Here is a 26,897-nt window from a genome sequence, read left to right as displayed (position 1 = left end):
ACCTCCTCAAGGACGAGTGGATAGCATCATGAAGAGACTGCCCATGCGCAAAATTCGTGAAGTACTCAGGCTCAAATTCGAGCACCAACTCAGCATCCGGAAGATTGCCAGTAGCTGCAATATTTCCAGAGCAACCGTCAGTGATTACCTTAACCGGTTTGCTGCCTCCGGGCTGGAATGGCCTTTGTCATCTAATCTGGATGAGACGACACTGGATCAACAACTGTTTCCCGTTCAGCCACCTGCTTCAAAGCGCCAACTGGCCTTGCCAGACTGGAGCGAAATTCATCAGGAACTTCGCAAGCCCGGTGTCACCCTTATGGTGCTCTGGCAGGAATACAAGACCAACCATCCTGAAGGCTATCAGTACAGTTGGTTCAGTGACCGCTATAGAGAGTGGCGAACGCACCTTGATGTTGTTATGCGCCAAAATCATATTGCAGGCGACAAGCTGTTCATCGATTACGCCGGACAGACGGTTCCTGTCGTTAATCAGCACACAGGAGAGGTTCAGCAGGCGCAGGTGTTTATTGCGACGCTTGGTGCCTCCAGTTACACCTATGTAGAAGCTACATTATCTCAGTCTTTGCCAGACTGGATAGGCTCTCACGTGCGTACCTTTGAATACCTGGGTGGAGTACCCAATAACCTGGTGCCGGATAACCTGAAAAGTGGCGTGAAGCATCCTCATCGTTATGAGCCTGAGATCAATCCTACTTATCAAGACCTGGCCGAACATTATAATGTCGCTGTCGTACCCGCCCGGGTCCGATCTCCAAAAGATAAAGGTAAGGTCGAGTCTGCTGTTCAGATAGTTGAACGGTGGATACTGGCGCGTTTACGCCACCAGACATTCTTCTCCCTGGCTTCACTCAATGAGGCTATTGCAGGGTTACTGACAGAACTGAATAACCAACCGTTCCAGAAACTGTCCGGTAGTCGTCGTTCATTGTTTGATTCTCTCGATAAGCCTTCACTGCGCCCACTGCCTGAAATGCGTTATCAATACGCAGAATGGAAGGAGGCACGAGTACATATTGACTACCACGTAGAGGTCGACAAACACTACTACTCAGTCCCTTATCAGCTGGTCAAAAAGCAATTAAGTGTACGCATGACCAGTCAGACGATTGAGTGCTTCTATAAGGGGCAGAGAGTCGCCAGCCACCGCCGTTCGCAGCATAAGGGCAGGCATACTACTCAAGCCAGCCACATGCCGGAAAAGCACCGTAAATATGCCGAGTGGACACCAGAACGAATGCAAAGCTGGGCGGCAAAAATCGGACCTGAAACCGCAGCCGTCATCCAACGCGTCCTTGCAACACGGCGTTATCCTGAGCTGAGTTACCGAAGTTGTCAGGGCATCATCCGTTTAGCCAAAGGCTACGGTAACGACCGACTTGAAAACGCCTGTCGTCGTGCACTTTATGCAGAAACCTGCACTTACCGGAGCATAGAGTCAATCCTGAAGCACAACCTCGATCAGCAACCGCTTCCGGAACTGGAGCCAGAGACGGTGTTGCCTGATGAGCACGAGAACCTTCGGGGTTCAGACTACTTTAACTAACGACGGCAGGAGAATAAAAATGTTAATGAACCCTACGATGGAAAAGCTTCAGGTTCTGAAACTTACCGGTATGCTCGAAGCATTAGATGAGCAGCTTAAAAGTCCGGATATAGAGCAGTTGTCGTTCGATGAACGGCTCGGCTTAATGATTGACCGTGAGATGACCGCAAGGGATAACCGGCGTTTAAAAACACGGCTTAAAAAAGCACGACTACGTCATGATGCCTGCATGGAAGACATAGACTATCGTCACCCCCGTGGTCTTAAACGAGACCAGATACAGCAGTTGTTATCCAGCCACTGGATACGGGAGCATCAGAACGTGATCATTACAGGGCCGACGGGTGTAGGAAAAACCTGGCTGGCCTGTGCAATGGCACAGAAGGCCTGCCGGGATGGGTACACAGTGCAGTACCTCAGGCTGCCGAGATTACTGCAAGATCTGAACCTGGCAAGGGCTGACGGTCGCTATGTGAAACTGATGACAGCACTGGCAAAAACTGACCTTCTTCTTTTAGACGACTGGGGTCTATCACCTCTGACAGAAAGCCAGCGGCGTGACCTGTTGGAAATAGTAGAAGACCGGCACAATGTAAAAAGCACCCTGGTCACCAGTCAGATGCCGGTAGATCACTGGCATGAATTGATCGGTGATCCAACACTGGCAGATGCCATTCTGGACAGGCTGATTCACAACGCTCACCGGGTGCCACTTAAGGGTGACTCCCTGCGCAAGAAACAGTCAAAACTGGCAAAGTCAGAACTTACGTCCTAAGCTGCTATCCGATGCGTCGCTACGCTCCGAAAAGGGGTGGCCGGATACACTGGAACAGGTGGCCGGATGTTACCGGAATGGGTGGCCGAATGCGCTGGAATACCCATTAAATCAAGAGCGCGGCCATGCTTGGGATAACGACTCCATGCAATGATTTCATCTTCATCGGTGTATCGAACCCTGAAGTCCTGAATCAGTCCATGAACGGGGGCGTAACCTTCTTTAGCAGAGGCTTCAACTGCCCCTACTTCCTGAGCAGGAAATACATCAAAAAGTAATGACAAATGGGCAGAGTATTGCTCTGGGTTGTACCTGTATTCAGAAAGAGGCTTTATTGCTAATCCAAGTTTAGGTTTTAAGTGGTTACCACTGGTAGTTGAAAAGGCATCAGCTTCGCCAACTTTGGTATTAGCCAGAGGAGACAGGAGTTCTATCAGGTTTTCGCCTACGCCGGGAGCATCGGCATCCTGCACAAACAATCGGATATCATAACGAATATGGGCAAAGGCTTTTTGCTTTTGCAGTTGCAGTAACATATTGGCAAGTGCTACAGAACGTCCAGTATTAAACGCATTTATCACCAACGTTTGCACATAAGGATGCTGGATTAAATAACGCTGCACTCTTGTAGCAAGGTATTTCCCATCAATACTGGCTCCTCCTACATCCGGTTCCGGTAACCCCATCGCTTCACATACTTGCCCGATTAGTCCCCGAGGGTCAGGTTCATGAGCCGGTGCGTAGAGAGTCCAGAAAGGATTAAGGTTATCTACAGCTGTAAGTAATGAACCATCATTGGTTGGCAAAACCGGTGGATAACCAATCGGAGCCAGATTTCGAAGCAGGGCATCTCTTGCCGATACAGCATGCACTCTGGCTTTAGCAGTCTTCTTCAGCCAGTTTTGTCCCATTACCGACCAGCCTGAAAGCCACAATGCCCTGAGAGGATGTGTAGGGGATACCAGTACAGATTCCCGTCTGTGACCACGGTGGTCTTTAATAACAATCTGAACTGAGTCCAAAGCGGAAAGATGGCGTAAGTCCAGCAGAGCCTGCTGTGCTACCCCAGCATCACGACTGTCAGCCAAATGCAGGCAGTTTTGCAATAGACGACAATAGTTGTCCGAATACTCTGAAATTAAGGGGCGAAGAGCAACCAGGTCAGCAGCTTGAGTAATCAGTTCTTTTGGTTCAGCACGTAGAGCCTCAAAATAGCGAGCCCTAGCCTGTAAAAATTCATCAGCAAGATCATTTTCCGGCCACTTCGCACTGATTCCAGTGCACAACAGGCATATGCCAGCCCAGAGGACCTTCCGGAGCTGCAAGTATTTTTTGTTCCAATTGTTTCAGGGCTTTTGAGACTGGCACATTTAATGTGCCTTCACGACCAAATCGCAGCTCAATCAGATCATTATTGGATCGGGTTTTACTGGATGATTCATGCCAGTCCACACTCTGAGGAGTAACGCGCTCGTAATCGCGTTCATCAATCAGAGCAGAGAACTGCAGTCGGAACCAGGCATGCATCAGGCTATCTTCTTTTTGCACAGCCCTTTGTTCTGGTTCTACCTCAACTTCGGTATCGGGCAGCACATAAAACAGATCGCTTTCGTTGATGCGTGTGACAGGGGCATCATCATCCGCAGCCCACGGAAGTGGTTTGCCGTTTTCATCTATAAGAGGAATCAGATCACCGTCTTCTGTTTGCGCCAGAACCCGAATAAAATGCCAACCTTCTTCCCAGTCAATTTTACCCAAGCGGGTAAAAGCAACATTGGCATCGGTTTTTTTGGTTTTCCAAACAGCTTTACTGCGTACAAGTCCAACAGGTCCGTGATCGCGAGATATTACCTGCAGAACAAATTTGCTCAGCCCTTCTATTCTTGAGGGCTGGGGATCAACATTGAAAATGCTGTTAAACTTCTTCAGCCCGCCTTTGCCCAATGGAAGGTATTGTTGCCCAACTAGCCCGGATATTTCATAAAAAGAGGCAAGTTCCGCCCAATCACTTGATATAATTGGGTCGACCAAAAAAATGCTTCGGAAGAAGCAAACCGGAACTTGCCATGAACAAATTTACACAAGAACAGCTTCGTTTTCACCCCTCCAACGGAAAAACTATCCGGGCAGACTTCAATGGCGGAGAATTATCCTCTGATTTTGGCGCCCTGATGCTACGTGAAACAATGCTTCACAGCGGTATCATATCCAGGCTGACTGACGGCATTGACGATAAACGTCATCAATCCTACATCGACCACACCCTGCAAGAACTCATTGCCCAAAGAGTTCTGCAAATGGCCTGTGGTTATGAAGATGCAAACGACAGCAACCATCTGCGTAAAGACCCAATCTTTAAGCTTGCCAATGGAAGAAACCCACTGGACGATGATAACCATCTGGCTTCCGCTCCAACGTATACAAGGCTTGGTCAGTCCATGACCAAACGGGATATTTATAATATGACCAAAGCACTGGCTGATCACTTCATCAGCAGTTATGAATACCCGCCATTAGCCATCATTATCGACCTGGATCATACGCCTGCTATCACCCATGGCGGCCAGCAGATGAACCTGTTCAACGCCAAATATCAAGACTACTGTTACTTGCCCTTAATGATCTTTGAGGGGCTCAGCGGCAAGCTGATCACTTCGATCCTGCGTCCTGGAAAAACACCCACAGGCCGAGAGAATGCAGCTATTCTCCAGCGCCTCATTAAGCTGATCCGTACAAGATGGCCGAAAACCCATTTACTGGTTCGTGGGGATAGCCACTTTGCCCAACCAGAGTTAATGCAGGTTGTTCAGGATGACCCTCACTCCGACTACGTGCTGGGAAAAGGCGCAGGACACAAGACGGCCTTGCGACCTAAAGCCAAAGAGTTGCTGGATGAAGCGCGGAAAGCTCTCGACGTTAAAACCGGGCTGGCAAAACTGAACAACATGCCAGAGCCTGAGCGACTCAGGCTCTACGGAGAAACGGACTATCAGGCAAAAAGCTGGAAAGGGCTGGACACCCGGATAATCTATAAGGCAGAGGTCAACCAGAAAGGCGACAATCCCCGCTTTATTGTGACTTCGATGATGGAGGCTTCCCCCGAGGAAATATATGAAGACCTTTATTGTCCCAGAGGGCAGGATGAGAACTTCATTAAGCATCTGAAAAGTGATTTGTCCGGTGATCGCTTGTCAGATCAGGGCTTTCTGGCAAATCACCTGAGAATGTTTTACGCCTGCGCTGCTTATGTTCTTCACTATGAGCTGAGAACCAAGGCACTGAAAGGTACGGAGCTGGAAAAGGCACAGCCATCAACCGTGATCACAAAACTTTGTAAGGTCGCGGTTAAAGTGGTTGAGTATAAAGACCGAATCAAACTTCACTTGCCCCGCAGCTGTCCAATAAAAGGGCTTTTGCAGCATATAACCGAAGTCTTTTATTCAATGCCGCTGCCTCGACCGGGATAGTCAGCTTCATAAACTCAATCAGAATAAAATAGCGACCAACAGAAAGAGTGTTGGGGAATTCTGTTGTCCTGAAAAAGCAGGTGCTGATCAAAAAACATCCGAATTAATGGTGAGTTCGGGTTGTAATACCTTTTTCATGGACAGTAGAGCAACAGACCTCCGAAAAAATCAGAATGGGATGTTTTTTCCGGAACTTGTTGCTCATTTATGAAATATTCGGGCTAGTTGACTGAGCTTTGGGTCTTTTTCATCCTCCGCAACTACTGGCAGATTGGTAGACACATCAAAGATATGAACAGAATCAATATCCTTTGAGTCTTCAAATACCCAGTGATTAAAAGCAAACTGCCAGCAGCTTCGATCCAGAATAATCTTATGAGTCCAGTGTTTTGGGTTTTCGACACCTGTCTCGACCAGAAACTCAGCGACCTGAGCCCGAAATGCTTTTTCAGTCAAACCGAGTTCTAAGGCCCTGCCTCGTTCAGATTTATCTGACCAGGTGATAGTTTCAACGCATTCCCGGTTGCGATTGATTTTGTTAGGAGCCTTTTCAGGCTCTGTCAGCAGCTTAAAATCAGGTATCAATCCAAGCTCATACAGGGATGCACCAATAGCCTCGCCATCAAAACCGTTAATTTTGGCGGTTAACAAAAAACGTACAACTGCAAAATCATCGGCAAAAATCCATGGGTTATCGCCTTCTGTCAGTCGTTTAATGAGTTCACCAACTGGACCTTTAAAGTTGCCCGGCAATTTTTGTAATAACTGTCTTTTCAGCGTTTTGTAGATATTCCCAACCGGAATTTCTTCAAAGGTTGCAATGCCAAAAGAATCTTCCGCTGCAGCTCGCAAATCACTGGGTACAAAAACAAGAAGAGGGGGGCGCTGCGAGCCATCCGCATGGGGGTTACGCATTTCCACCAGTTTGGTACTGGTAACTCCCAGAGACTCAGGCACAGCAGAGCTGCTTTTATTCACCAGCAATGCTATCTGTGCATTCGGCACTTCTGCTTGAAGGCGAGTTCCCAGTCGGATCATCAGGACATCATCCAGATCAGACACCCGCATGCAATGACCATCAGCTCTGGATTTTACGATTTCCACCAAATGGGGAAACAGTGTTTGTTCCAGCTCTGCTGCCAGATCATGGGCCTGCAGACTTCGCAGTCCTTGCGTCATACTCCACCTCCTACAACAGGTGTTTCACTGCCAGCTGTAATTTTGTATCTTGGGGTAATGGTCTGTGTGATATATGCGTCTGAAAGATCACGATAAAAGCCTACTTCACGAAGTCGGGATCGGAACGCTGCTTCATTGGTACGCAGAGCCTGTCGATCAGAAATAGTCGCTGCAGAGAAGCCGTCACCTGAAGGTAAGCGGTCTATATACAAGCCATAGCGTTTGCGCAGAAAACCAAGCAGGTCATCAATTCGCATTTCACCAGTGTGGTAACCTTTGCTTCCACCCGGTTTTAACACTGCAATTTGCAACAAGACCTCCAACAGGCGGCTATCAAGAACAAAACGTCTGGGGGCATTTCTGGATCGCTGTTGAGCCAGTATGGCTCCGGAACGATTTTTCATCATCAGGGAGTCAAGGCATTCAGTAATGTAACGCTTATGCCCCTTGCCCATAACAGCGACCAGCATTTCGATATAGCTTTCATATTCTGGCAAGCCGAGGTCAACGACCGCCTGTATTTCAGGGTCCAGGTCCGCCTGTGCATTTTCCTGTGAATCCTGAATCAGGGCACTGACTCTCTGACCAAAAAACATATTGCGTTCGGTGCTATGAGGCTGCTGCTGAAATTTCACCAGCTCATCAACGGAAAAGTGACCTCTATCCGGTTTGTTAATCTTGCCTTTTTTCACCAGCCCCTGGGTAAATTCATCCAGCTTTTTAGTGGTGATATAAGCTTTGACGAAGGCTGGAATTCGACGGAAATGCACATCAGCGCTGCGTTCTGCCAGCCTTGCAACATCAGACTCCGGATTGCCAGTCAAATCAAGGAACAACCCAACCTTGTAAGGGCAGTCTCCCTGAGGATTATCATAATCCCTTGGCGCCATAGGGCAGGCTGCACAGGTTGGATCACCGCTTTCTTTCTTTACCAGAGCAGGTAACAGTTTCATTAATCTGAGATGGTACAGTGCCAGATGAAATCCAATCAGGGATTTAAGATAATCAACCATCACTGTTCTGGGGATAAAATTCCGGTAAAACAGCAGTCGCTGGATATCTTCAGCCAACAGGTCTGCCGAGCCGATACACAATGGTTTATAACTATCCCGCTGGCGCTGATCCGGCGCATCGCTTACCTGTTCAAGAAAGCGCAGCAGTGCCTGTGTTTCCACATCAATGGTGCTGCTCGCCTGTGTACTTCCGGTAACCGGGTCTTTATCTGGAAAGAAAAACGACTTCAAATGCTCAAGTGCATTATGACCAGAACCATTGCGTGCATGGTTCAACAGTTCATAGAGATGCTGTGCTGCACCGTAATCTCTGGAATGCTTGGGATTCCGGAAACGATAGGTATAACCATGCAATGGCCGGGGTGAAGCGATAGCCTGTTTTGCCTTGCCTCGATTTACTACATCCATTAAATGGGTTTCAACCCAGCGACTTAGAATGTCAGGATGCTTATCAAAACCCTTGAACCACTCCGGGTGCTCCAGAAACTCTTCGACAAAAGCTTCGGTAGTCAGTTCAAATTTGCGGTTGATGCGACTGGTATAGCCATCATGAAACAACCGGGCAAAAAACGCTGTTAACACCCGATCCATTTCCAGATGTTTGAAATCAACATAGGTAATTCGAGTGAGGCGGAACTCTTTATCTCTTCTGCTTAGTGCCATTACGCCGCTCCTTCCCCGAGTAGGCTCATATCCAGACGACCGTCATCACTGCGGGCAACCCGATAGAAATCATGCCCTGTGGTAGTCAATAACACTTCCTGATAGGGCTCTGAATTCAACAGGTTTTTGAATATCGACAGGTTAAGATAGTACCCTTGCAACTCTTCCACACTGGGGCGATAGCCCTCATTCAGGCGCATTAACATTTCAAACACATCAAGGTTGATAACCAGTTCTGCCTGAGTACCGGATGCTCCTTTATACTGAAGCGTCAGCCCCTGCGGCTGATTTTCCACAAAACGGTTTTTCTGGCCTGCATGGCGAATAGCCAGAGCAAACTGATCCGCTGAAAACAGGCGATAGCTGCGAACAGTGCCTTTATCAACCTGCCGCACCTGCAGAGCCAGATTGTCGCCTAAACGACGGGCATCGGTTAAACCTTCACCACGGTTGATGGCGTGCAGCACCTTGCCTAAAGCAATGTCCAGAGAGCTTTCCTGCTTCAATAACTGAATCATGCTGACCGCTGAACTGTATGGCAGCATGGTGCGCCACTGGTCATCACGGCGTTCAAAGAAGTAACGACGTTTGGCAATGGCAACAAATTGCTGGTGTGCCTGAAAACGGTGTTGGGTGGCTTTGCCGTTGTAATCTCTGGGCAGGTCATCATAAAGTCTGGCAAGAATATCCAGATCGTAATGCCCGCGCTGTTCGAAGCCAAAGCTTCCTTGAGAGAGCGCAGGGGCAACAAAATCCAGTCCACGATCCAGCTTAGGGTCAGGAGCCTGAGCAATGTCTACGGTTTTCAGCTGACTGAGCAGACGATCCTTGTTGGGTAAGTCACCGCCTTGCCAACTGTTGAAGTAGTAGGACTGAATAATGGTTTCCCGGTCACCCGATTTATAGAGCTCCTGAATCTGCTGACAGTTCCGGGTACCAACCAGCATATAAGTTAACGCTGAGCGCAGGTCCCTTAAAGTAATGTGCTGTCTGTCCTGCAACTGGTTCAGGTCATAGAGCGTCTCCAGCCGTTCAATCACTTTAGTAGCTGCGGTTTCATCCTGGAATGTGCGGGCATTGTGGTAGGCATAACACTTATCTTTCAGGGAACACCCTTCACAAGCCTGCCAGAGTTTTTCGTGGGTCATTCGGCCTATCAGCCGCTTCAGGATTGATCCTTCGTGGTTACTGTCATTTAGCTGAGCAGTAACACTGCGTTGATTCAGGTTTACAACGGCAACTCCGTCCAGCTCTTCACCTGTCTCAAGTCCTGTGTGAACGATCTGTCCTAATCGATTGAAACGGGTCTTCTCAGTAGTCAGATAGTCAATTAATCGCCCTTCGTTAATAGCGATCAGACGAGTCTCACCAGCAGACCATTTCTCTCCATCGTCGCCAGTAAAGGGAGCAAAGAAATCATCCAGAACCTGTTGGTTATCCTGGTCACCTTCGTCCTGACTGCCATCATAGTTGGTGAGGTAATTCTGTTGTCCCAGCTTAAACCGTTTGCCATTTGGTAGTGGTGCAGAAAATTGTGCTTTGCGATTATTAGCTTCTGCTTCCAGCATTTGCAGGAAAGCGGTTTTACCATCACCGGCATTACCGGTAATCAGCACCAGTTTAAAATCACCATTTAGCACTGCAGGTAGCAGTTCACGGTCAAGAACCGTATCGACATAAAGTTTTTCTGCAAAAGCATCCAGACCACGAGTACCAGCATTGCTATGAGGGCTTTGGCTGTAAAGTGTCAGCAGGTGTCCGACATAGGGGTTGATATTGTCACCAGAGCCACCACCCAGAGCCTTCCAGCTGGCTGTGGAGGAATCATCGGCTTTGATGCGTCGAGCCTGTTTAATCTTGCCCAGGCCTTCCACCAGTTCTGAGCAAGATGCAAAACGATCCGCTCTTTTTGGACTGATCGCTTTTAACAGTAATCCGGCAAATTCAGGGGCGAGTTCATCAAAACCATTGATCTCCCGTGGGTCTTTTGCAGGTGTGGCCGGTGGTGGCGCAGAAGCTTCCCATGGGTAACGCCCTGTTAATACCTGATACAGAGTAATGCCCAAAGCATACAGATCACGATCAGCCAGGTCGCTGGACTGTGGAGGCATATCCAGATCAATATCGGGTGGAATATAACGACGAGTGCCGCCCCCCTGTTTCATCCCATGGGAGGCATCGACAGACACATTAAAATCGATAATCTTCACGCCGCCACGGGTCCAGAGCAGGTTGCCCGGTTTGATATCACAATGGAAAACCGTGTTTTTATGCAGGTGCGCCAGGCCTTCAGCCGTTTGTTTGGCCAGTGACAGAACATCCTCAGGCGAAAAAGCCTCTTTTTCTACCATGGCAGCCACATCCTGACCTTCAAGATATTCAAATACCAGAAAAGGAATATTGCCTGGGGTCAGATACGCTGCATCAACTACCTTAACCACATGGGGGTGATCGGGTAGACGGAGCAACAGTTTGTACTCTTTCTTTAAGCGATTCAGGGTAGAGTGACGATCATTAAGAATCAGCTTGATGGCACGGGTGACATCGCCAAGCGTATCAATCACTTTATACACTACACCAAACTGGCCTTTGCCCAGCTTGCTTTGAACCATAAACTTACGGTTCAGGGTGTCACCCTGCTTCAGGTTATGAAAATCGAACTCTTCGGGCTTTGCTTCCTGTTCCGGTGTTATTGTTTCCGGCTTTGTCTCTGTTTCAATTTTAATGACTTCAGTGGATTCAGGTGGTGCTAACAGTTTTTCAAGTGCCTGATTCGCCACTTTTGCGGTAGGGCGATCTTCCGGTTTGAAGGCACACAGGGTTTGCAGCCAAAGGTCAAACCCTTCTGGTAAGTCCCGGCGCAACTTTGAAGGGGCTGGAGAAAACTCCGCACTTTGGTCAAACAGTTCTGTGCTGCTGGCAAAAGCCTGTTCGCCGGTAAACAGCTCATACAGAATCAAGCCAGCGGTGAATACATCAGACTCAGGACTGGCCTTGGCTGGATCGCTGTATACTTCCGGTGCCTGCCAACTGGTTTCCAGAGCTTCTGTCAGCTCTCCTGCAATGGTGTCACTGCTGCCATTGCCGCTTCGGGCAAAGTCAAAGCCGACCAGACGAATCTTGCCATCCTTAGCCAGAAGTAATGTGCCGGGAGTAAGGTTACGGTGTACCACGCCATGGGTATGAGCATGGCTCAGGGCTGAAAGCAGATCTTTGGCTATACGAAACTTCTGATCCAGGGTTAATGCCAGATTGGGCTTATCCAAATACAATCGTAATGCCTGCCCAGGTAAATCATCGATCACCAGGTAATAACAGCTTTCATCTTCATTCGTGAAGAACTCCCGGCTACCGGCAATACTCGGATGAGTTGGTAAACAGGTAAGTGCCCGAAACCCGTTTGCAATTAATCGCAGCTGTTTCTGTCTTTCCTGCTCCGGCAGATAAGGGTCGGCTTCATAGGCTTTAATAATGGCTGTTCCTGCCTTCTGACCGGCAAGTACATGAAAAGCCCGATATTCGGTATAGCCTTCCCCACCGCCTAAACGCTCAAGAACCTCCCAGTTACCAAACTGAAGAGGACCAATTCGTTTTTTGGCAACACCAAGCAAGGCTTTACCCACCAGATTAAAGTGAGGCCGAATATTACGTTCCGCCCAGTGAGCAATACGACTACTGTCACAGAAAAAGCGTTTGGCTTCTTTCAGGGTTGTAACATTGGCTGAATCTCGATCCTGAGGGTCTTTGAACTCAACATTTTTATGAGTCAGCAATATGGTTGCGTCTACATAAATCTGCCGAAGCTCCGGACGGTCAGGGTGACCGTCCGTGATGATCCCCTTCAGGGTTTTGGCATGTCCACGCAGCTTAAGCAGCGGCGAGGTAAACGATTGCCGCCCCTGCGGATACCATTTATTGCCATAAACATCGATCAAACCCCGGGTTCCCTTCACATCCACCATATAGATGGCGTGAGGGGTAAATACCGCCAGATCGACCTCAAACTTATCCCGCCCCCGCTGAATTTCAAAATTATGCATCAGCAGATAATCATCGGGCAGTTCATCTCGCAAGTACCGTATGGCAAGACGTTCTGCTTCATTGACGGGTTCACCACCGCCGGGGATCACCTTGGCCATTACTTCGCTCCTTCGATGGTTTCCTCTACCTTATTCCGGGCTTGAGTAAATAATTGTATGGCTTCGTTCTTGAGCCTATAGGCTTTCCGAACCTTATCACCAATTTCTTTTTCTTTGTCTCCCCCGCACCTAGGAATAGGAAGAGTGGGCACCATACGCCAATGAAGATCCTGCTGTTTCGAACCTTCAGATAAACCCCGTAAGAGCCGGAAACCTGTCTGAGAACGCAGAAAAGCAAAAAGGTAGCCAGCATCAATTTTTTCAGGTATGGCAACAACCCTCATACAATGATCTGAATACGCCCTTTCTAGCGTACGTTCTCCCGTAATAAACTCACTTCTGCAGTAGACCTCTTGCTCTCCAAGAGTACCCTGCTTTGCAATCAAGATTGTTTCATCAGGAACCTTAAATCGTGGAGAATGGTTCAATAGATATTCTTTACTGACCCAACGACCTTCAGGAAATAGTTGAAAGAGGGTTTTTTGGGTCATCACTTCAATGCCGTGCTCTTTATCTGCATCTATGCGCTTAAACATTACTCGCCAGCGTAACCAGTCAAGATCAATTACGTCTTTTAATTCTGAGTGTCTAACAGAGCGTATATTTTGCTTTAAAGAAGACAAGCGTTCTGAATGATTCCAGCCACGCATGATCTCAAGATTTGAACTCTGTACTACAAAGCCAAAATCTTTCTTTTTGTTAGAGCGCCAGTCATACGCAGAAATATTTTCTAAACCTAAAGTTGTAAAAACTAAGGAAGACGCCTCATTGATTAGCTCCTGATATTCAGAGAGATTGTTAGCAGCTTTTTCAACTAACTCATGAATAGCTTGTTCTACTCTGGCTCCTAACCTGGGAACAGGGAGGTCACAAATGTGAGGAGGTTCGATATGTTGAATAATCGCACCATATGTGCCGGCAAGAATGAGAGGAATCCCATACTTACTGTTCAAATATGCATACAAATATCCTGAGTGAATTTTGTCTTCATCGGGTACAACTCGTAAAACATCTTCAGTACACGCTAAACCTTCCATGTCTGGCCTAGCATAAGCCATTTTACCAACCGTTCCTGCTCTAGTGATCAGGGTAGCCCCAGAACTCAACTTAAGTTTGGGGTTATCAATGGCTGATTTTTTTCTGATTAAACGTAAGTTCGAATAGTCAAATTGCAATATATCCCTGCCTGAAAGAAAGGGTAAGCCATACTCTGGGTCATCAACCCAATGTCTTTTTATCCTTCCTGCATGGACAATACCTGAATACCCACCACGAGTAAGTTCATCCAATCGCTGCTTAGGGTATGGACATGAATTAATTTCAACTCTTGTTTCAATAGCTCCACCAATATATGGATTACTATCAAAGCGGAGACCAGTCTCATCAAACCAAGAGCGAGGTACAGTTTTGATTTTCATACACCTGGCTCCAAGTTTTCTTCACGGAACTTACGGTATGCCTTGCCGATTTCGACCAGATCATTGTCGAGAATTTTTTCCTTACGATGCAAGGTTCGTTCAACCATTTTACCTTTAACACGGACTTGCTCGACCTCTGTAACGTCTTTGAGCAGCTCTTCCCCGTCTGGGCCACGCTTGTAGAGAGTGTTACCACGGCGGTCAACGCCTACTTTTTCTGCCACAGCCATAAAAACTGGATAGTCAGTTTCCTGGCCCAGGTCTTCTGCCTGAATCTCTTCCTGAGTCTTTTTCTTCAGGAACAGCAGACTAGTCAGAATGTTTACATTAGCTTCGGCAATGAAGGTCTCTACCGGCAGGTCAACACTGGCCAGTACCCAGCAATGGCGGAGAATCCATTTGCGAATATATTCATCACCAGGATTACCCAGAATACCATCAGGCAAAACGATGCCTGCTCGACCGCCCGGCTTCAGCCATTTGATAGCACGCTCAATAAACAACACCTCCGGTGCCACAGCTTTTTGAAAACCATTGCCACGACTGATTACACCGGTTTCTTTATTTTTATCCCATTTGCCTGCCAGGTTAAATTCACCCAGCACAGCAGGGTCAGTAATTGGGATATCTGAACCAAAAGGAGGGTTGGTCATCAATACATCGATGGAGCCAAAGGGAATCATGCTGTTGGCTTCTTTAACGCCAGACAGGTGTCCTTTAGGGAAGGACAGAGAATCCATATGGAACAGATTACCCGGATCGTTTGCCGCCATGGTCATATTCATGGACGTTGCTTTTACCAGGAAGGGGTCGAAGTCGGCACCGAAGACATTTTCAGCCACATATTCTTTGATGCGCTGAAGTTCAGACAGAAACTCTTCAGTATCTTCCGGTTCCTGATCTTCTTTACGAAAACGGCGAAGCTGATGATTTACAGATTCCACCAGGAAGCCGCCGGTACCACAGGACGGGTCGAGAATTTTCTCATTCTCCTGAGGATCCAGCATTTCCACAACCAGCTTGATAGCTGAACGTGGCGTAAAGTACTGGCCACGGTCACCACGTAGATTGGTACCAACAATTTCCTGATAAGCGGCACCTTTGGCATCTACATCGGCGCGACGCATATCGTATTTGCCCAGTTCTGCCACCATAAAGGCCAGAGCCCGTTCAGAAAGGGTGATTTTCTCAGTGCCATCAAACAAGTTGGAATAGGCTTTTTTTACATCCTCAAACAGTAAAAAGATACGCTCACGAATCTTTTGGCGACCTTCGTCGTCAAACTGTTCGTCGATGTATTCAGTTTTACCGTTTCTTTCACGAGGGATATAACCTGCATAGAAACGGCGCTCAGCCTGATTCTTCCCTTCGTCGTACATTTTGCAGTAAATCAGGCGCAGGAACTGCCAGAAGGCAGCATCCTTAGGCATCCCCTCATTACCGTGAATAAAGTTATGACAACGGCGGAAAGCAGTACGCAGCATATCCGGGTCGGCTTTACGCAGTTTCGCATCAGAGTGAACATCCTTGGTGCCGATAGTGCCATCAGCTGGCGGCCAATGGCCGAGAGGATTGAACTTAACGTCGAAACGCTCAACTATTTTCTGAAAGAAGAAAAAATCCAGACCGTTTGTCCACAGGCCATATTTACAGCTTGCAGGCGCTTCACTCATCGCTAGGTGTAGCCGCTTGAAAACAAAACAGGCTCTGCTTGAAAACAGAGAGCATTTCCTGCTCACAATCATTGAAAATAAGAATCTGCTTGTGCTCACAATCATTGATAATGAAACCACAATCATTGAAAACAAGCCGAAAACAGCCAGTTCTGCTCACAATCATTGAAAATAAGCGTTAGCCCTTGTGTAGCAGTAGGTACAGCTTTTTTGTGATCTTTTTTAGTAAGTATTAGGTGAACACTTAATAGCCTTATCTCCACTTGGCTCAGCCTCGCCCGGGTCATCAGCTCTTTACAAAAAAACTCGTCTATCCTTCTTTTTTTCTGAAATCACGGTTCTGACATGAGTTGTACAGGCTTACTGATCAGGTTGACTCTTGCACTGTTGCTGGCGAGTTCAAGTAGTGCCAGCTCAGTTTCAGAATCTAGTGATCGCAATGCGACTGATCTCGAAGCACTGATTATTGAAAACCTGTATGACGACGTTAAATTTTCTCTTCATGCACCCGCATATTTGGCGCTGACGGGGCAAAACTCCAGAACCTTTATTGATATCCTTGCGGGTAATTTCTCTTATTCATGGCTGATACAGGTTCAACAGTTTCAGCATTCACTGCTGGATTGTTCTATTGAAGAGTCATCCTTTCCAGACTCTCTTTTCCGTTATGTCTTGAATTTTTTTGTAAGAGAGTCGTCGTTTGATGCTCAGTGGGAAGTGTGGCACAAAGCGCTGGAAAAACAGCAAAGCAACCGTCTTCTTCACTGGCTTGCCAGGGAGTGGTTACGACTGACTCCGGGAGGAGGGTTGTGGAAGGGAGAGCAGTTCTGGCAGGAATGGCTGGAGGGGCAGGTTTTCGACTCTCATCTGGAAGAACTAACCCTCCTACGCTATCCCGCTCCCTGTCTGGAAACCACTAATCAGGACAGTGGCGCTTTTGGCCTGCCAAGTGCGGGAGCCAGTGTAATGCGTGACCGTGGCGGAGGCCCCGCCGTGGTAATCAGGCCAGGCGGTGCAACACCTTACCATCCCACCCGACAGGTCAGGGAACATATGGCCCGGTTTCACCGATTTGCCAGCAGTCATGATTCCCGTCGTGGCCGTGGTGATGAATTCCGTTCCGGGGAGCAGGTGGGCAAGAGCATCATGCCTGCTGACAAACAGGCTCTGGTACTTCAGCTTCTCGACAAAAAGGATCTGACACCGGAAGAACAAGGGGCTGCTGAGCAGCTATGGCGAAGTGGCTGGCTGGACGCTATTGAGTGGGAAAGCAGAAGCCTTGCCGTCGTCAATGGTGTGATCAAAGTGGATAGTCGGCAAAACCAAGGAGCGATTAAACCTACAGCTACAAACCCCACAACCATAAAACCCACAAGCACAAAAAAAGTAGCAACGCTTTCAAGAAACAGAAACAGAATCCAGGCAGTGAGCAAAAAGGTTATAGCAGAAGGGTTTACTCAACACTACGGGCGAATATCAACCACTGTTTTTCCTGTAGAAATGGTTTCCTGGGTCACCTGGTCATCTAATGGCAAAAGGTATGAGAGTGAAACCGGCTATCTCACCCAGATGACTCAGACCTTCACTCTCAGCCCGACCCCTACCGTGGTCGCCCTTGAGATAGGTCCGGAATATCTTGAAAAGGTCGCAAGAGAAGCTCGGGAGAGGCGAGCAGCAGAAGCAAAAGCCGATGCAATGTTTGCCCGGTTTGAAAAGCACCGGTCAGTGCTGCTGACACGCCCGGAAAAAATTGAGTACTGGCAGAACCTGCTGAAATTTTTAACTGGCGAGTTACTGCCCGTTCTCCCCATGGGGACGGATACGACTGTCGTTAAAAACTGGATTAACGATATAAAGGAAACGATTCAAACCCTGAAAGGCGCACGCAGTTCCCATGCCCAGAGCAACGAGCTGCTCACCGCACTGGAATTACTGGGCCGGGGTGAAGATCCTGTAACACTTGGGATTGAACGAACTACAGAAAACCTGGTCAGAATCTCCTACGACTATTTCCCGGAGGAAACCCGTCAGATACTCAATGCCCTGAGCCACATCGCTACTGTGACGGATGCAACGGTTGAGTTTATTGACGACAGCACCGGTAATCTGGCCAGCGCCCTGTGGCACAAACTGGACGAACCCACCCGGGTTCGTATACTGGGGGCTGGGAAGGTGCTGTCGGTGCTGGTGCCGGTTGCCAGGGTTAAGGCACTGGCGGAGCTGACACGAGTACCATCACCGGCTTTGAAGAAAGACGGTTGGCATCCGGACAGTGTGGAGGCCCGGCATAAGGAGTGGCAGGAGCATTATGATGGGCGGGAAGATCATGATTATCAGGGGATTAGTGGTTATGTCCCAGCTCCAGAAAAATTGAAAGCTTATCCAGATGCTACTCGTGAAAAACGGAAAACCCCCGTCCAAGGTGGTGGTCAGGTCAGGGCACGTTGGAAGGACAGTAAGGGTAATATTTATGAATGGGATTACCAGCATGGCTCTATTGAGAAATACGACAAGCGTGGTAAACACTTAGGTGAGTATGACCCTAATACTGGCAAGCCTCTAAAGAAAGCAGACAGCACACGACGAGTGGAGCCTTAATAACTATGGAATTTCGAGTAACCTGTTTTAGTAATGAAACTGAAAAGTTGATTAACGAATTTCCTCTTTCGGGTGTTCCTCTATCTAAAATGCAAAGCCTTTTTGGGCGCCCAAGCGAGGACCCAATGTACTACTGTTATCCAATTGACGAAGAAAAGGCTGCATTTTTCCAACGATTTTTTGGGATTGAGTTTAACTTCGATCAATACTGTTACTTCCTTGAACAGTATGTGTAGGCGCTTGAAAACAGAGGTCGTTTCCTGCTCACATTAACTGAAAATAAGAATCCGGCTATGCTCACAATCATTGAAAATAAGCGTTAGCCCTTGTGCAGCAAACGCTACAACGGTCTACTGGTCTTACAGAACTATTCCAAGAGTCTTGATGCCGTCCATGATCTCATCTCGGCGAGAGCCATTCAGACCACCTTTGATGAAGCTACGGGCTTCCTTAACCTTGATATCCAGAGCTTCTGCCAGAGTACGAGGGTCATAACCCTGCCTGATCAATTGTGCTTCTCTGCCGTTCAAATCAAAAGCCAGAACCGACTTCACCAGGTCTTCAGTCACAGGCTTGATACCTGCACGGTAGCCTTCAGTCAGAGCCAAGTTGAGATACTGGTGAATCTGCAAAGGTGTTGACAGCTGACTGGCAAGGAAGTCGATAGCATCGGGCTTTATAATCGACTCCATTTTTACTTTTGGCTTCAGGCACTGTTTGAACAAATAGTCGATGTACTCTTTCTTCTGCTTCTGGATACCGTCAAGAATAAAGGTTGTTGCTCTGGCTCCTATTTCTTCCATTGTGGGACGTTTCAGGTCGTTCGACAGTTTGGGATGACCGGCAAGAACAATGGATAAAACACCACCGCCTCCCTGCATGACTTCAATCAGTCGTTTCAATGCCACTAGTGTTTTGCCATGCAGGTCATGGGCTTCATCAACGGGTAGTGGGGTAAACCTGATATTTTGTAGTTGTTTGCTAAAATACGGCGTATGCCGTATTTGTCATGGTGCGATATGAAAATGTGCTCCACGCCAGTTCACTGCCCGAAATGTGGCGGTAATGACGTTAAAAGCTTTGGTTACAGTGTTCATAATGTTCCTCGCTACTTTTGCTGTAATGCTGAATGTGAAACCAAGTCCTTTATGCTTGAGTACCGGTATAAAGCTTATGAGCCAGGCGTTAAAGAAAAAGTCGTCGATATGGCAATTAATGGTGGCGGCATCAGGGATACAAGCAGGGTTTTGGGAATTAATAAAAAAACAGTAATAAACACATTAAAAAAAAAGAGAAAGGCTTAGTTCAAGTTAATCCAAATATTCAGAAAATGGATCTTGGAACGGGTGCTGTGATTCACGTAGGCCGTGCCTGCCAAGAGTCTGAGATAGATGAACAGTGGTCGTATGTGTTTGAAAAAAGTAACCAGCGTTGGCTTTGGCATGCAGTTGATCATGCGACCAATACTGTTTTGGCTTACGTTTTTGGGAAACGAAAGGATGAGGTTTTCAAAAAACTAAAAGAGCTTCTTGAACCATTTGGTATCAAGAAATTTTATACTGATGATTGGGGAGCCTATGAACGTAATCTCGACGAAAGCAGACACATCATTGGAAAAGAAAATACTCAGAAAATTGAACGTAAAAACCTGAATTTTAGAACTTGGATTAAGCGTCTGGCCAGAAAGACAATATGCTTTTCAAAGTTAGAACAAATGCACGATATTGTTATTGGCCTGTTGATCAACAAAATCGAATTTGGCATTGACATCCATGAAATATAACAGGTTTGCCCCACTACCCATCAACGAACAAAACAACGGGTTTCTTCTTGTTTTTTACCATGTCCCTGAGATGCCTTTCCCGCTGTTCCGGCTGCGAAGGTAGCTTCTCAGTTTTCGTCCGGCGTAAGTCACAGAACAGAGCTGTAATCAGGGTTCCCAGGGTCAAGCGGTTTTTCTCAACAGACAGTGACTGGCACACAACCACATTCTTCTCTTTTTTCAGGGTCTCATGCAGCTGGCTGAGTATGCGTGTTTTTCCACACCCCACAATGCCGGTTAATGCGATTAACCGTCCGCCCTGTATGTTATGACGCACTTCCTGAAGGATGTTCTTGAACTCCTCCGTTTCGAAAAAATCGACCCGATCAAACTCCCTGGTGATCTCATAGTGGGACATGACTTCACTCAACATGGTGTACTACCTCGGTGGTACTTGGATTCAAGGCTGAGTCAACACGGCTCAGAACAGTTTCCTTATCCAGCGTTTCTTCAAGAATCTGCCGGATCACCTCAAGTTGCTCCCCGGACAGTTTTGCCAATGGTTCCCCCAAGTGGTCAGCAATGGCTTTCCGGGCAGTGATGGCATCAGGCCAGCAGGTTTCATGAAAGGGGTCTTGCAGGGAGAACGGTATAGAAGACGGTGACTCTTCTGGTACGGAAGAAAAAGACTTAACGAGCCTAGCATCACGGTAGGCCGCTTCTGGTAATGACAGGATTTTTGCCAACTGGTCTATCCTGTCTGCTCGCTTCTCCCGTGAGGTCTTTTTGTGAGCGCGATATTTATGTAGAGGAATCGGACCTTTGGATGGGTAGTAAGGTCCGAACCGTTTTCCATGGTACTCTACGAATACTTCTTCATCGTAAAGCCCCCACCAGATGACCACCTCTTCTCCCGCCAGCTCTGCGGAGGCTTCATAAGCCACGCCATTAACTTCAAACCGGGCATCAATACCGACTTTGCGCTTGACCGGTTCCCTTGCAAAATGACAGAACTGTTCCCAGTCACACATATTTCTATAGCCATCTTTGGGCAGATGCTTCAACCAGTCTTCGATAAGGCTGCATGGCTCGGAGCGATGATCCGAGTGATTGTATTGCACAAGAAAACGATTGAGCCAGGCGTTCGCTTCATCTTCTGTTTCGGGTTCACGAAAGTGATACAGGGTCTCATGCAATTCTTTAACGGTTCGAAAGGGGCGTTCAACCTTGCCTTTGGATCGTGCAGTTACCCGTCGCCCGTCACTGCCTGCCGGAAGATGGGATTTTACTTCGATATTAAGGTAGGCCATCACCCGATGAAAAACCTGGCTACGCATAATCGGGCCATTGTCCGTGTAGATCATGCTGGGTATGCCAAAAGGAAAATCATTACTCTCTTTGGGAGACATTGCCCGGAATAAAAAGCGCAATGCAGCTTCCACATCTTCCCCGTATACACAGTGGTACTCCTGATAAGCAGCACCGCTACGGTCATCGACAATGCTGTAAATCATTAGCGTCGGAGAACCTGCACCTTCCCTAAGCCAGGGTGGTCGTTTGATGTGTTTTAAGTCAGATGGACTCAGGTCAAAATGCCAGCACTCATTACTGTACTGAGCCTGAAAGCGAACAGCCGCCGGTTGGCGTGATAACGTCACACGATCATAACCCCAGGCGCGTAAATATCGGTTAACTGTCGAGCACTTCAATTTTCCGGGAGGTACTTTGACCAAGCCTTTCCCAGTCTCAACGCCTGTCGTTTCCAGCAACCTTATTGCCCCTGTTGTGGGCAAGCATCTTGCCTTTTTATTGCAGGTTCTGACTTTGATTGCTGCAATAATCTCGCAGTAACCTTCCAGCTCTTCCAAAGGCATCACCCTTGGTATGCCCTGATCCTTTCTTCTGGCGGTGTGAGGCTTTCCCAGTTTTTGCAAAGCACGATAAAGGCTGACCTCTGAAACACCATACAGGCTGGCGGCTTCAGTGATGATCTGTCGTCTTTCCGGGCTGCGTGATGGCAGGGATAAGCGGCGACGACGGATATCAAACAGAGCTTCATCGGGTATCGGCTTACGGTTCATGACAAATGACACGCTGCTGAGTATTACCACCGACGGGTACGCCGCGATGACGCAAATACGAGTAAAGGGTTGTTTTACAGATATTCAGTTGTCGGGCTATTTCATCCACGGTCAACTTGCCTTCCTGATACAACGTTTCAGCGGCACAAGCCACTGGCAGAGCCTTTGCAGGCAAACCTTTGGGGCGACCACCTTTGCGCCCTCGGAGCCTTGCCGATGAAAGACCAATCTGGGTGCGCTCCCGGATAATTTCTCTTTCAAATTCAGCCAGGGCTGCAAACAGATTAAAGCTTAAACGCCCCTGAGCCGTTGAGGTATCTACAGGATCATTCAGGCTGAGTAGGCCAACACCTTTTTCCATGAGTTCATTCGCCAGCGTCACCAGGTGTTGCAATGACCTTCCCAGCCGATCCAGTTTGCAGATAACCAAAACATCACCCGGCCTGATGGCTTTCAGTAAATCATCCAGTCCGGATCGTTTTGCTTTTGCACCACAAGCAACATCCTGAAAAATTTTTTCACAGCCTGCTTTGTGCAGAGAATCGAACTGAGAGTCCAGCTTCTGATCGCATGTACTGATTCTTGCATAACCAATTTTCATGGGAATCGAACTACGTGTAGGGTTTTCTCATGCAGATAGAGAAAAAGTAGACGACAAAATTATGGACGGCAAAAGCGAACGCTTTCTGTTGGGCTGGCGACAGGTTCGGATCGATCGTTCTACATTCCAGAATAACCCTCGTTAAACTGAACTGTCAGCTTGCACTTCATAAACTGCCTGAAGACCATAGTACAAAAGCATTAAACCATTTTTTTAATGGCGATCCTGACTGGATGGGCTACTCTTCCCTGCCATCAAACCTGACCTTTCTGGCAGGTTTCCAATTAGTTAAATGCCGTCGTGCGTTAAAACCTTTGTCCATCACCACTTTCACATATTGAGAGTTCTGTTTGATGAATATGAAGCGTAAAAGCAAATCGCTCTCAGCTCTTTTCATTGCCTTATTGGCTACTTCGACTTCTTTGATGAGTCCTTCTTTATGGTCTGCGAATTTAGTACTGAATGGCGGTACTTTTTCGGGAGACATTACAGGTGATGGAAAAGGTGGATTTATTATTTCCGGTGAGTCAGTTGCCATGAAGGGGGTAAAACTCGATGTCCAGGGTGGTAGCGTTAAAGTTAAAACCCGGGTCTTTTCCGAAACCGGGAAATCCGAGCTGAAAGCAACGAAGGATGTCTCTGTAGAAACGAGTCAGGCTCACATAAAAGACAGCACGCTCACTGCCGGTAAAAACCTCAAAGTAAAAGCTGAACAGGATTTATATATTGAGTCCAGCCAGCTGACAGCCAAAGAAGGCAGTGCCACTCTTTCGGGTCAGACTGTTGTGATCTCTTCAGGCAGGGAAACCAGCGCAGAATTTGAAAGTGACACCAAACGAGGCTTTCTGGGAACCAGTAAACGCACCTCAGAACACCAGGAAAAACACGACACCGCCGTTCCTACGGAAATTGAAGCCGACAGGATTCATATCAAAGCCAATACACTGATGACTGAGGCCACCCGGGTTAAAGCCGCCCATGGTATTCGGTTTGATGCCCGGCAATGGTTGAATCTGGCCGTTCGGGATCACCACTGCATTTCCGATGAAGTGAAACGTTCCGGCCTGCTCAGCACCTCTCATAAAATCAGTGGTCACTGCCGGACAGAGACCGTCCACACCCGGCTTGATCCCGGTGATGGCGTATTGACCCTGAATGTCCAGAAGGTCGAGGCAATGGTTGGCATTGAGCCTGGGCAATCATTGAGCGAGGCTCTGGATCATCTGGTGTCAACCTACCCTGATCTGGCCTGGATTGCCCAGCTACGGAACCACCATCAGGTTCAATGGCAAACCGTTGAGAACAGCTACCAGGAGTGGAGTAACAAAACCCAAGGCATCAGCCCACTGCTGGGTGTTATTGTCACCGCCGCTGTCACTGTTGCGACCCAGGGCGTCGGTGCCTCTTTTCTGCCAGCTGTCATGAACGGCAGCCTTATTGCCACCAATGCCGCCAACGCTGCCTTCAGCACACTGGTGGCCAAAAGTGCGGTCGACCTGGCCAGTAACGGCGGGGATATTGGCCAGACTGCAACACAGCTTTTCTCTGAAGACACTATAAAAACCGTAGCCGTTGATACCATTGCCGGTGGGTTAATGGGCGCGGCCAACACGCCTTACCTGGTGTCACCCTCAGCGCCACTGGCTCAGCGGATTCAGGCGTTTGGCGTTCGTGCCGGTAGTCGTACCGGAGCAGGGATGGTGGTTGAGGGTGGATCACTGGAAGACCAGTTATCTTCCAGTTTAAGCCGCGAAGCCTGGCAGGAACTGGCGGCGCAGGCCAACTACTGGGCAGGTGATTACGCCAAATCACGGGGCTGGGAAGAAGGGGGATCGGCCAAAGTCGCCCTCCACTCCAGCGTCGGGGCAGTACTGGGTGAATTAAAAGACGGCAAACCACTGGCTGGAGCAGCAGCGGCGGGAACAGCCCAGGCAACCGCAGGACTGACCGAGGACTTGTCCCATGAAGTCCAGGAAGCCACCAGTACGATTATCGCAGCCGCTGCTGCGCAGTTAGCCGGTGGTGATCCGCAAACCGGTGCCTGGCTTGGTCAGACCCAGCATCACTACAACCGGGAGCTGCACCGTGAAGAAGCCGGGTTCCTGCAAAAACAAATCGAGGGACTGGACGAAGAACAGCAGGCACGCTGGCTGGCGGCAGTCTGCGCTAAAGTACACTGTTCACAGGGTCTCAGCCCTGACGATCCGCACTACAACACTTTCAGAACTCTGGAGCTGGCTGGCTCAGACTGCACAACAGAACTAACCCAGCTGGAAGCATCCGAACTATTCACCTACACCCGCAAAGACGCCACCGAAGACTTTCTGAATCGTCACGACGAAGGCATCACCCGGTTCACCGGAATTGTGCAGACACTGGCAGGTGTCGGCACTGCAGCGGGTTCTGTGACCGGAGGGTCGGTATTATGTGTCAGCGGTATTGGTTGCGGCCTGGGAGCCCTGATCAGTTCTGCGGGTATCACTGCAGGCATTGAAGAATACCGGGAAGGCATCACCAAACTTACCACGGAATATACAACGAACCAGGTCGACAGGGTGGCCGCCTCCTTCCACCCTGACACCCATCCCGGAGAACAGGGCAAAATAGAAGAACTGGGACGTGTGGCTGTGGTGGCCGCTGCGGAGCTGGCAGTTGGAAGGCTTGGGTTGAGCTTAGGTAAAGCCAGCAAGGTTCAAGGATCACAGGGGAGTCAGAAGTTAGATGAAAAAAATAACAAGGTTGACAGCAAGACAGAGCAGCAAAATAAAGGTAATAATATTGCGAACAGTTTAAATGCTCGCTCTGCTTTAAAAGGAAAGCTGTCGGGACTGGAAAAGGCTCAAAAAACAGCAGTCAAAACCAAGCAGTTGCCTGATGGAAGAATTCGATATTATTCAAAAGAAGTTCCAGCACGAACTAAAGGGCCAACTCGTGGTGCAAGCTTTGTCACTGAGTATGATCCAAAAATAAATCAAGTTCGACAGTGGATGGAGAGCTATAACGAGGAAGGCGATGTCATACGTGTGCACCCCAAATCCATTGATGGCCAAATTATAGAGTCTCTGCATTATCCTCCGACCGCTAAGGAGCTAGGTTTATGAGAACCCCAGTCCGGCTGTTAAAACAAGCTATTAGATCAGAGCTTGATACTGGTTATGATCCAGTCAAGTTGGCTCAAAAAGCTTATAAAATATACCATGAGTATTGCTTTGAGTTAGATTCTGAAATGGATGAACTATTTCTTCAAATTATCGCTATGGCTGAAGGCGAAGAATTCGAGTTCTCCGAATTAGAAATAAAAGCTATTGCTGATCAACTGGCCCACTAATGCAGGAGGCCATAATTAAAGGTGCAAAGAAATACGCCAACCTTGTGGCTGGCGCACTTTAGAGAAGCTTCATAGTGCCTCCGATCTGTTTTTGTCCTTCCTTGTTTGCCTGAGCAAGCAATTCCGTTTCATCCCCGTAATCCCTTGAGTCGAAGTATCCCAATTATGGGGCAACCTCTTGCATCAGGAAAAGTGCGTGAGATCATACGCAGAAACGTATGGAGGTGGTGGTTTTGAAGTTCTGCACAGCCAGGGTTGACGAAGAAACTTCCGCAATCATGCGCAGCCTCAAACTATCTAGCGCATCCCACCTATTTTGACACCTGCAGCTTTCGGTTTGTTTCAGTGAATATAGGTAAAATCTTTTGAGTCACCGAAGCCCTTGTGGTACAGAGGGTAACCGTTATTTTCAATGATTGTGAGCAGAACTGGCTGTTTTCGGCTTGTTTTCAATGATTTTGGTTTCATTTTCAATGAATGTGAGCACAGCCGGAATCTTATTTTCAATGATTGTGAGCAGGAACCGCCTCTTGTTTTCAAGCAGAAGCGGTTTTGTTTTCAGTTCCCTACACTTATAAAAGCGGCAAGGATGTTTGCAGCTCAGTCATAGAGATTTTATAAAGATTCTGCCTG

Annotated in this window: 22 protein-coding genes; 11 read left to right on the top strand and 11 right to left on the bottom strand. The window is 48.0% G+C overall.

Features of this window, described 5'->3' with window-relative positions; translation table 11 throughout:
* Nucleotides 1–28 precede the first annotated feature (28 nt).
* Both istA and istB read left to right on the top strand, forming a co-directional pair.
* Nucleotides 29–1,567, top strand: coding sequence for an IS21 family transposase (gene istA, locus NX722_RS18210; protein WP_262564276.1), 1,539 nt, complete (start codon nucleotides 29–31; stop codon nucleotides 1,565–1,567).
* 19 nt (nucleotides 1,568–1,586) lie between these two features.
* Nucleotides 1,587–2,342, top strand: a complete 756-nt coding sequence (istB, locus tag NX722_RS18205) for an IS21-like element helper ATPase IstB (RefSeq protein ID WP_262564275.1) — start codon at nucleotides 1,587–1,589, stop codon at nucleotides 2,340–2,342.
* Here the strand turns inward: istB and NX722_RS18200 are convergent.
* A complete protein-coding gene (locus NX722_RS18200; protein ID WP_262564274.1) occupies nucleotides 2,339–3,628 on the bottom strand; it encodes a hypothetical protein in 1,290 nt (429 codons plus the stop codon). The genes istB and NX722_RS18200 overlap by 4 nt on opposite strands.
* Nucleotides 3,591–4,373, bottom strand: coding sequence for a hypothetical protein (locus NX722_RS18195; protein WP_262564273.1), 783 nt, complete (start codon nucleotides 4,371–4,373; stop codon nucleotides 3,591–3,593). Before NX722_RS18195 ends, NX722_RS18200 begins: the two co-directional genes overlap by 38 nt.
* 35 nt (nucleotides 4,374–4,408) lie before the next feature.
* On the opposite strand from NX722_RS18195, the gene NX722_RS18190 reads away from it, so the two are divergent.
* Nucleotides 4,409–5,809, top strand: coding sequence for an IS1380 family transposase (locus NX722_RS18190; RefSeq protein WP_262563762.1), 1,401 nt, complete (start codon nucleotides 4,409–4,411; stop codon nucleotides 5,807–5,809).
* A 201-nt stretch (nucleotides 5,810–6,010) separates the two neighbouring features.
* Here NX722_RS18190 and mads8 read toward each other — a convergent pair whose 3' ends face one another.
* The 5 genes from mads8 to mads2 are packed head-to-tail and all read right to left on the bottom strand — an operon-like array spanning nucleotide 6,011 to nucleotide 15,894.
* A complete protein-coding gene (mads8, locus tag NX722_RS18185) occupies nucleotides 6,011–6,988 on the bottom strand; it encodes a methylation-associated defense system ATP-binding protein MAD8 (RefSeq protein ID WP_262564272.1) in 978 nt (325 codons plus the stop codon).
* Nucleotides 6,985–8,664 carry a methylation-associated defense system protein MAD7 gene (gene mads7 / locus NX722_RS18180; protein WP_262564271.1) on the bottom strand — a complete coding sequence of 560 codons (1,680 nt, stop codon included), beginning with the start codon at nucleotides 8,662–8,664 and terminating at the stop codon, nucleotides 6,985–6,987. Before mads7 ends, mads8 begins: the two co-directional genes overlap by 4 nt.
* On the bottom strand, nucleotides 8,664–12,803 hold the full coding sequence (gene mads6 / locus NX722_RS18175; RefSeq protein WP_262564270.1) for a methylation-associated defense system protein kinase MAD6: 4,140 nt from the start codon (nucleotides 12,801–12,803) through the stop codon (nucleotides 8,664–8,666). The genes mads7 and mads6 overlap by 1 nt, the downstream gene beginning before the upstream one ends.
* Complete coding sequence (mads5, locus tag NX722_RS18170; RefSeq protein ID WP_262564269.1) at nucleotides 12,803–14,221, bottom strand: methylation-associated defense system restriction endonuclease subunit S MAD5; 1,419 nt, start codon at nucleotides 14,219–14,221, stop codon at nucleotides 12,803–12,805. Before mads5 ends, mads6 begins: the two co-directional genes overlap by 1 nt.
* Nucleotides 14,218–15,894, bottom strand: a complete 1,677-nt coding sequence (gene mads2 / locus NX722_RS18165) for a methylation-associated defense system DNA methyltransferase MAD2 (protein ID WP_262564268.1) — start codon at nucleotides 15,892–15,894, stop codon at nucleotides 14,218–14,220. Before mads2 ends, mads5 begins: the two co-directional genes overlap by 4 nt.
* A 16-nt stretch (nucleotides 15,895–15,910) precedes the next feature.
* Between mads2 and NX722_RS18160 the strand changes: the two genes are divergently transcribed.
* From NX722_RS18160 to NX722_RS29105, 3 genes are all read left to right on the top strand, one after another.
* Nucleotides 15,911–16,063, top strand: coding sequence for a hypothetical protein (locus tag NX722_RS18160; RefSeq protein ID WP_262564267.1), 153 nt, complete (start codon nucleotides 15,911–15,913; stop codon nucleotides 16,061–16,063).
* Nucleotides 16,064–16,239: 176 nt separating this feature from the next.
* Nucleotides 16,240–18,492, top strand: a complete 2,253-nt coding sequence (locus tag NX722_RS18155) for a colicin E3/pyocin S6 family cytotoxin (RefSeq protein WP_262564266.1) — start codon at nucleotides 16,240–16,242, stop codon at nucleotides 18,490–18,492.
* A gap of 5 nt (nucleotides 18,493–18,497) precedes the next feature.
* Complete coding sequence (locus tag NX722_RS29105) at nucleotides 18,498–18,728, top strand: DUF7683 domain-containing protein (RefSeq protein WP_456077465.1); 231 nt, start codon at nucleotides 18,498–18,500, stop codon at nucleotides 18,726–18,728.
* Between the two features lie 123 nt (nucleotides 18,729–18,851).
* Here NX722_RS29105 and NX722_RS18150 read toward each other — a convergent pair whose 3' ends face one another.
* On the bottom strand, nucleotides 18,852–19,400 hold the full coding sequence (locus NX722_RS18150) for a hypothetical protein (protein ID WP_262564264.1): 549 nt from the start codon (nucleotides 19,398–19,400) through the stop codon (nucleotides 18,852–18,854).
* A gap of 111 nt (nucleotides 19,401–19,511) precedes the next feature.
* Here NX722_RS18150 and NX722_RS18145 point away from each other — a divergent pair, with 111 nt between their 5' ends.
* A complete protein-coding gene (locus NX722_RS18145; protein ID WP_262564263.1) occupies nucleotides 19,512–19,796 on the top strand; it encodes an IS1-like element transposase in 285 nt (94 codons plus the stop codon).
* Between the two features lie 26 nt (nucleotides 19,797–19,822).
* Nucleotides 19,823–20,275 carry an IS1 family transposase gene (locus tag NX722_RS18140; protein WP_262564262.1) on the top strand — a complete coding sequence of 151 codons (453 nt, stop codon included), beginning with the start codon at nucleotides 19,823–19,825 and terminating at the stop codon, nucleotides 20,273–20,275.
* 13 nt (nucleotides 20,276–20,288) lie between these two features.
* Here NX722_RS18140 and NX722_RS18135 read toward each other — a convergent pair whose 3' ends face one another.
* The 3 genes from NX722_RS18135 to NX722_RS18125 are packed head-to-tail and all read right to left on the bottom strand — an operon-like array spanning nucleotide 20,289 to nucleotide 22,936.
* Complete coding sequence (locus NX722_RS18135; RefSeq protein ID WP_262564261.1) at nucleotides 20,289–20,687, bottom strand: AAA family ATPase; 399 nt, start codon at nucleotides 20,685–20,687, stop codon at nucleotides 20,289–20,291.
* Complete coding sequence (locus NX722_RS18130) at nucleotides 20,677–22,320, bottom strand: IS481 family transposase (RefSeq protein ID WP_262568691.1); 1,644 nt, start codon at nucleotides 22,318–22,320, stop codon at nucleotides 20,677–20,679. The genes NX722_RS18135 and NX722_RS18130 overlap by 11 nt, the downstream gene beginning before the upstream one ends.
* Nucleotides 22,321–22,324: 4 nt before the next feature.
* Nucleotides 22,325–22,936 carry a recombinase family protein gene (locus NX722_RS18125; RefSeq protein ID WP_262564259.1) on the bottom strand — a complete coding sequence of 204 codons (612 nt, stop codon included), beginning with the start codon at nucleotides 22,934–22,936 and terminating at the stop codon, nucleotides 22,325–22,327.
* On the opposite strand from NX722_RS18125, the gene NX722_RS18120 reads away from it, so the two are divergent.
* From NX722_RS18120 to NX722_RS18110, 3 genes are all read left to right on the top strand, one after another.
* Entirely contained in the window at nucleotides 22,935–23,081 is a 147-nt protein-coding gene (locus NX722_RS18120) for a hypothetical protein (RefSeq protein ID WP_262564258.1), read from the top strand. The two genes, NX722_RS18125 and NX722_RS18120, sit on opposite strands and share 2 nt — an antisense overlap.
* Nucleotides 23,082–23,361: 280 nt before the next feature.
* Complete coding sequence (locus tag NX722_RS18115) at nucleotides 23,362–26,037, top strand: DUF637 domain-containing protein (RefSeq protein ID WP_262564257.1); 2,676 nt, start codon at nucleotides 23,362–23,364, stop codon at nucleotides 26,035–26,037.
* Entirely contained in the window at nucleotides 26,034–26,264 is a 231-nt protein-coding gene (locus tag NX722_RS18110) for a hypothetical protein (protein WP_262564256.1), read from the top strand. Before NX722_RS18115 ends, NX722_RS18110 begins: the two co-directional genes overlap by 4 nt.
* The last annotated feature ends 633 nt before the right edge of the window (nucleotides 26,265–26,897 follow it).

Source organism: Endozoicomonas gorgoniicola, from assembly GCF_025562715.2.
In the GTDB taxonomy this organism is placed as follows: domain Bacteria; phylum Pseudomonadota; class Gammaproteobacteria; order Pseudomonadales; family Endozoicomonadaceae; genus Endozoicomonas_A; species Endozoicomonas_A gorgoniicola.
Note: the sequence above shows the minus strand (reverse complement) of the source record. Positions and strands in the feature narration are given on the sequence as shown.